Origin of the sequence: Gilliamella mensalis, from assembly GCF_900103085.1 — a bacterium.
Classification (GTDB): Bacteria; Pseudomonadota; Gammaproteobacteria; order Enterobacterales; family Orbaceae; genus Gilliamella; species Gilliamella mensalis.
In genome coordinates this window covers 63,976-70,673 of the sequence record NZ_FMWR01000001.1, presented here as the reverse complement: position 1 = coordinate 70,673, position 6,698 = coordinate 63,976, and the positions used below count along the sequence as shown (strand labels likewise).

The window sequence follows — 6,698 nt, the reverse complement described above, 5'->3', positions numbered from 1 at the left end:
ACACCGAAAGACCGCATGAGGAATTAAATAACATGACACCGATTGAGTATAAAACACTAAAACAAGCAGCATGATTTTCTACGTGAGCTGTGTACTAAGTCTGGGATATTTACACACACTGTGTTGATTTTGACTGCTATTACTACTCCATACAATCCATGGTTCAGATTCATCTTGTTCATTGGATGCCGATAAATTCTCTAAGCTTAGTGAAAGAGAATGTATTTTAGGGGGTTATTTTGAAATTAAGCTGTAATTAATAATCTACCCTATACTACATTTATGATGTCATGTGGGGAGAGTTTGACTGTGATATTTCCATACCACTGTAATTTTCTTACCAGTCATTCGATATAGTACTTACTCTTTTTTATAGTTAAATCCATTTTTACACCTATGGCAAAAACTTTCTACTTTTTGCTGAACTATTTTAAGAAGATAGTTACAAGTTAATTTTTTGTTAAAACCTTTTCAGGAAAGATAGTGTTTTAATATAAAAAAGGACGAATTATACATTCCGCTACTTAGTGGTATATTTAATTAGTAGTATATTTAATCAATTTTTACTGGTATAATATACAGTTAATTTTCTATTCGTTTAGTTTAAAAAACACACATAAGAAGAGATCTATGTCAATCAAAGATATCGATATTCGTGGCGCTCGCACGCACAATCTAAAAAACATTAATGTAACCATTCCAAGAGATAAGTTAGTTGTTATCACCGGTCTTTCGGGATCGGGTAAATCTTCGTTAGCATTTGATACTTTATATGCGGAAGGGCAGCGACGTTATGTTGAGTCGTTGTCGGCATATGCTCGTCAGTTTTTATCATTAATGGAAAAGCCTGATGTAGATCATATTGAAGGTTTATCACCAGCTATTTCGATTGAGCAAAAATCGACTTCGCATAATCCGCGCTCAACAGTTGGAACCATTACTGAAATTTATGATTACTTACGTTTACTTTTTGCCCGAATTGGTGAGCCTCGCTGTCCAAATCATCATTTACCATTAGCAGCGCAAACGGTATCACAAATGGTCGATAGTATTATGGCATTACCAACTGAAAATCGATATATGCTGTTAGCCCCAGTGGTCACTGAACGTAAAGGTGAATTTGTTAAGTTGTTCGAGCAATTAGCTGCTAGCGGTTATATTCGAGTAAGAGTAGATGGTGATGTGTATGATCTTTCTGATCCCCCCATTCTTGAACTACAAAAAAAGCATACCATTGAGGTTGTTGTTGACCGTTTCCGTATTCGGGATGATTTAAAGCTTCGTTTGGCCGAGTCGATTGAAACCGTACTTTCGATCACAAATGGTATTGTAAAAGTGGCAAATTTGGATGATCCTCAAGCTGAAGAATATCTGTTTTCGGCTAATTTTGCCTGCCCAATTTGTGGCTACAGTATTTCAGAGTTAGAGCCTCGCTTATTCTCGTTCAATAACCCAGCTGGCGCTTGCCCTGAGTGCGATGGTTTGGGTGTGCAACAATATTTTGATCAAAAACGTATTGTGCAAATGCCAGAAGTTTCATTAGCTGCAGGTGCGATTAAAGGTTGGGATCGTCGCAACTTTTACTATTTTCAGATGTTAAAATCATTAGCGGATCACTATAAATTTGATATTGATAAACCCTATGAAAAATTACCTGAAAAGGTAAAAGATATTTTATTAAATGGTTCAGGTGATACCGAAATCCAATTTATTTATTCAAATGATCGCGGTGATGTAGTTAAGCGTAAACATCCATTTGAAGGCATTATTAATAATTTAGCTCGTCGGTATAAAGAAACTGAATCACAAACTATCCGTGAAGAGTTAGCCAAATATATTAGCCATCGACCTTGCCCTTGTTGTGGAGGTTCAAGGCTGTGTACAGCAGCAAGAAATGTATTTATTAATGATACTAATCTACCAGCCATTAGTGATTTAAGTACTCAAAAAGCGAAAGATTTTTTCGATCAGTTGTCATTGACAGGGCAACGAGCTCAAATTGCCGAGAAAATCTTAAAAGAGATCAACGACCGTTTACAATTTTTGATTAATGTTGGGCTTAACTATTTAACACTTTCACGCTCAGCTGAAACCTTATCAGGAGGTGAAGCGCAACGTATTCGATTAGCTAGCCAAATTGGTGCAGGGCTGGTTGGCGTAATGTATGTATTAGATGAGCCTTCTATCGGATTGCATCAGCGTGATAACACTCGTCTAATTGACACTTTAACGCATTTACGTGATTTAGGTAATACTGTTATTGTGGTTGAACATGACGAAGAGGCAATTATGGCCGCTGATTATATAATTGATATTGGACCGGGAGCAGGGGTTCATGGCGGTGAAGTTGTTGCGCAAGGTACGCCTAAGCAGATAATGGCCTGTAAAAAATCTTTAACAGGCCAATACTTATCTGGTAAAGAAAAGATTGAAATTCCAACTGTGCGCACCAAAGTTGATAAGAAAAAAATGTTATCACTTATTGGCGCTACCGGAAATAACCTTAAAGATGTGACATTAAATATTCCGGTTGGATTATTTACTTGTATTACCGGTGTGTCGGGTTCGGGTAAATCAACCTTAATTAATGACACCTTATATCCACTAGCTCAAAATGAACTCAATGGTGCCGAAAAAACAGAAATAGCGCCATATAAAGCCATTAAAGGGCTTGACCATTTTGATAAGGTTATTGCGATAGACCAAAGCCCTATCGGACGAACACCACGTTCTAATCCTGCAACTTATACTGGATTTTTTACTTCTATTCGTGAACTTTATGCAGGTGTACCCGAATCTCGTGCACGAGGCTATAATCCAGGACGATTTAGTTTTAATGTTAAGGGAGGACGATGTGAAGCTTGCCAAGGTGATGGTTTAATTAAAGTTGAAATGCACTTTTTACCTGATATTTATGTTCCTTGCGATCAATGTCATGGCGCTCGTTATAATCGTGAAACATTAGAGATCAAATATAAAGGTAAGTCTATTAACGAGATTTTGAATATGACAGTTGAGGAAGGGCGTGCGTTTTTTGATGCTGTGCCGATGATATCACGTAAACTGCAAACATTGATTGATGTTGGGCTGTCTTATATTACTATTGGACAGTCTGCAACAACTTTATCAGGCGGTGAAGCACAACGTGTAAAACTTGCAAAAGAATTATCGAAGCGAGATACTGGACGTACTTTATATATATTAGATGAACCAACAACAGGTTTGCATTTTGCTGATGTTAAACAATTACTCACGCAATTACATTCATTGCGCGATAAAGGCAATACAATTGTTGTGATTGAGCATAATTTGGATGTGGTTAAAACAGCTGATTGGATTATTGATTTAGGACCAGAAGGCGGTAATGGTGGAGGAGAGATTATTGCTGAAGGCACACCTGAAGAGGTTGCTAAATCTAAGCATTCCTACACTGGAAAATATTTAAAACCATTGTTGGAAAAATAGTAATCCAAGTAGGGCGGCATTATAACTACTTAGCATAAATAGAGCGAGCAAAGTATAATGCCCGTTCTATTATTATTTTAATACCTACAAAATAGGTTAGATACAGATTTTAGCGTACTTATTAGCATTTAGTGTTCAGGTATCAGCAACAAGCGACAAATGGAAGGAGTGAGATTGTGGCATTACAAATTATATTGATGATCATAATTGCTTATTTTTTGGGGTCGCTTTCTGGTGCTATGATTATCAGCCGTATTATGCATTTGCCTAATCCTTCAGAACACGGTTCGCACAATCCTGGAGCAACCAATATTTTACGGCTTAATGGTAAATTACCCGCCATTTTTGTGTTAATTTTTGATATGTTAAAAGGTACCATTCCGGTTTACATCTCTTATCGACTTGGCATTGCTCCTTTCTTTTTAGGTATTATAGGTATTTTTGCTTGTTTAGGACATATGTTTCCCTGTTTTTTTCATTTTCGTGGTGGTAAAGGTGTTGCCACGGCGTTAGGTATGATGGTCCCCATAGGATTTGATTTTACAGGTTGCTTTATTTTAACTTGGTTGCTTATATTATTCATCACTGGGTACTCTTCTGTGGCGGCAATAGTTGGTTTTCTTATGGCACCATTTTATGTTTGGCTATTCAAACCAGAGCTTACTTTACCGGTTGCTATGCTTTCTTGTTTGATTATCATCCGTCACAACAGTAATATTATGCGCCTTTTAAAGGATGAAGAACCAAAAAGTTATTATCATAGCAAGAGCAAAAAATAGTCTAACATTTATATGCAATCAGTATCAATTTAATGATTGTTTCTGAAAACAGTTGTCGCTAAGTATTATTTTAACTATTAATTTTATGTGATTTTTTTCAAATTTTATCATTATTAAATTAAACAAATAAAATAATTCTTGTTTGATAGATTATTGAAAAAAGGTATTATTAACATAAAATTCAAATATGTGAGAACTAAATAAATTCATGCAAATAAGTCCATTATTAGAATCACTTATGCAAGCACTACGTTGTTTACCGGGCGTTGGTCCCAAATCGGCTCAACGCATGGCCTTTCATTTATTACAACGCAATCGACAAGGTGGCATAAAATTAGCTCATGAGCTACATGAAGCGATGATAAATATAGGTCATTGTAAAGAGTGTCGAACTTTTACCGAACAAGAAATCTGTACGATTTGTGCAAATATTCGGCGTCAAAGTAGTGGACAGCTTTGCGTTGTCGAAACTCCCGCTGACATAGTTGCCATTGAACAAACAGGACAATATAGTGGTCGTTATTTTGTATTATTAGGTCATCTATCGCCATTAGATGGTATCGGTCCAAGCGATATTGGTCTTGATTTATTGAAAAACAAGTTAGCATCAGAATCGATTAACGAAGTGATTCTAGCCACTAATCCGACCGTTGAGGGTGATGCAACCGCCAACTATATTGCACAAATGTGTGCAGAGTTTAATGTGACAGCAACAAGAATTGCTCATGGTGTTCCAGTCGGCGGTGAGCTTGAAATGGTGGATGGTACTACCTTATCGCATTCATTTGTTGGGCGTCAAAAAATTGAATTTTAAATTTATTGAAGTTTTAGTACTTGGCTAATCTTTATCACAAAGATTAGAAATAAAAAGAGGTATTATATGAAGTATAAAGCTGTTGCCTTTGATATGGATGGCACGTTGCTAGCCAGTAATCGTTTAGTTTTGCCAGAAACAGTTGAGATGATAAAAAAAATCAGTGCTAAAGGTGTAAAAGTGATTTTAGTTTCAGGGCGTCACCACTCTGTAATTTATCCATATTACTATCAACTCAAATTATCAACTCCAGCAATTTGTTGTAATGGATCTTATCTCTATGATTTTGAAAAACTAAACGCTTTTGCAGCTAAACCAATGACTAAAGATCAAGCAAGAATGCTATTAAAGCTAGTTAATCATTATGGCATCCATACTTTAGTTTATACTGATCAAATGATGACTTATGAAGTGTTAGATGATCATCTAGAAGGCTTTTTTAAATGGGTGAAATCATTGCCCGAATTTTTACAACCAGAAATCAAAAAAGTAGAGAGTTTTGAAAATGTGATTGAACAATCTGGTGCTATTTTTAAATTTGCAACTAGTAGTCATAACCTTCCCGCCTTACAACAATTCTCAAATGCGGTGGATGCTTTAGATGTGTTTTCGTGTGAATGGTCTTGGTCAAATCGAGCAGATGTTGCGATTAAAGGTAATACCAAAGGAAATGGTTTGACTCACTGGGCTGAACACGAAAATATTGATTTAAGCGAGATAGTCGCTTTTGGTGATAGTTATAATGATATTAGTATGTTATCTATTGCTGGATTAGGCGTTGCCATGGGGAATGCCGATGATGAAGTAAAAGCAAAAGCCAGTTATGCTATTGGCGATAATAATAGCCCAAGTATAGCTATAGAACTTAAAAAACTATTTTTATAATTGATTTAGTAAAAAATTTTATGTTTGAAATTCTTTATCAAGATGACGAATTAATTGCCATTAACAAGCCATCGGGTTGGCTTGTGCATCGTAGTTGGTTAGATAAAAAAGAAACAGTTGTTGTTATGCAAACATTACGAGATCAGATTGGCCAACATGTGTTTCCCGTACATCGACTTGATAGACCAACTTCAGGTGTATTATTGTTCGCCTTATCAAGTAAAGTTGCGCATTTAATGTCTGAACAATTTTCAACTAAACAAATTGAAAAAACGTATCATGCCATCGTGCGTGGCTATGTTGAAGGTGAAGCTGTGATCGATTACCCTTTAGTTGAAGAGTTAGACAAAATTGCTGATAAATTTTCTGATAAAAATAAACCGGCACAAGATGCAGTGACTTTTTATCGAGGGATTAGCAAAATTGAACTCCCTATTAAAGTTGGAAAGTTTGATACTGCAAGATATAGCTTTGTTGAATTAAAACCACAAACAGGACGTAAACACCAATTACGTCGTCATATGAAACATATCTTTCATCCTATTTTAGGCGACAGTAAACATGGCGACCTTCATCAAAATAGAGCATTTGCAGATTACTTGGGTATTAAACGATTAATGCTTCATGCCAGTACTCTTAAAATCACGCACCCCATTACTCAAAGAAAAATAACAATAAAGGCTCATTTAGATTCAAGTTGGCAAAGCATCTTATTACAATTTCAGTAATAGTTTTATCTTGCTAGCAATATTTTT

Annotated in this window: 5 protein-coding genes; all 5 read left to right on the top strand. The window is 35.9% G+C overall.

What is annotated here, in order from left to right; all coding sequences use genetic code 11:
- Window positions 1-636 precede the first annotated feature (636 nt).
- The 5 genes from uvrA to truC all read left to right on the top strand — a co-directional run bounded on the left by uvrA (window position 637) and on the right by truC (window position 6,671).
- Window positions 637-3,465, top strand: a complete 2,829-nt coding sequence (gene uvrA, locus BQ5209_RS00335; RefSeq protein WP_143421814.1) for an excinuclease ABC subunit UvrA — start codon at window positions 637-639, stop codon at window positions 3,463-3,465.
- Window positions 3,466-3,641: 176 nt separating this feature from the next.
- Window positions 3,642-4,244, top strand: a complete 603-nt coding sequence (plsY, locus tag BQ5209_RS00330; RefSeq protein WP_208609897.1) for a glycerol-3-phosphate 1-O-acyltransferase PlsY — start codon at window positions 3,642-3,644, stop codon at window positions 4,242-4,244.
- Between the two features lie 208 nt (window positions 4,245-4,452).
- Window positions 4,453-5,058 (top strand): recombination mediator RecR, encoded by a 606-nt coding sequence (gene recR / locus BQ5209_RS00325; RefSeq protein ID WP_085246593.1) that lies wholly within the window; start codon window positions 4,453-4,455, stop codon window positions 5,056-5,058.
- Between the two features lie 66 nt (window positions 5,059-5,124).
- Complete coding sequence (locus tag BQ5209_RS00320) at window positions 5,125-5,943, top strand: pyridoxal phosphatase (protein ID WP_085246592.1); 819 nt, start codon at window positions 5,125-5,127, stop codon at window positions 5,941-5,943.
- 20 nt (window positions 5,944-5,963) lie between these two features.
- The gene (gene truC, locus BQ5209_RS00315; RefSeq protein ID WP_085246591.1) at window positions 5,964-6,671 is read left to right on the top strand and encodes a tRNA pseudouridine(65) synthase TruC; all 708 of its coding nucleotides are present in this window, start codon (window positions 5,964-5,966) and stop codon (window positions 6,669-6,671) included.
- Window positions 6,672-6,698: the final 27 nt, after the last annotated feature.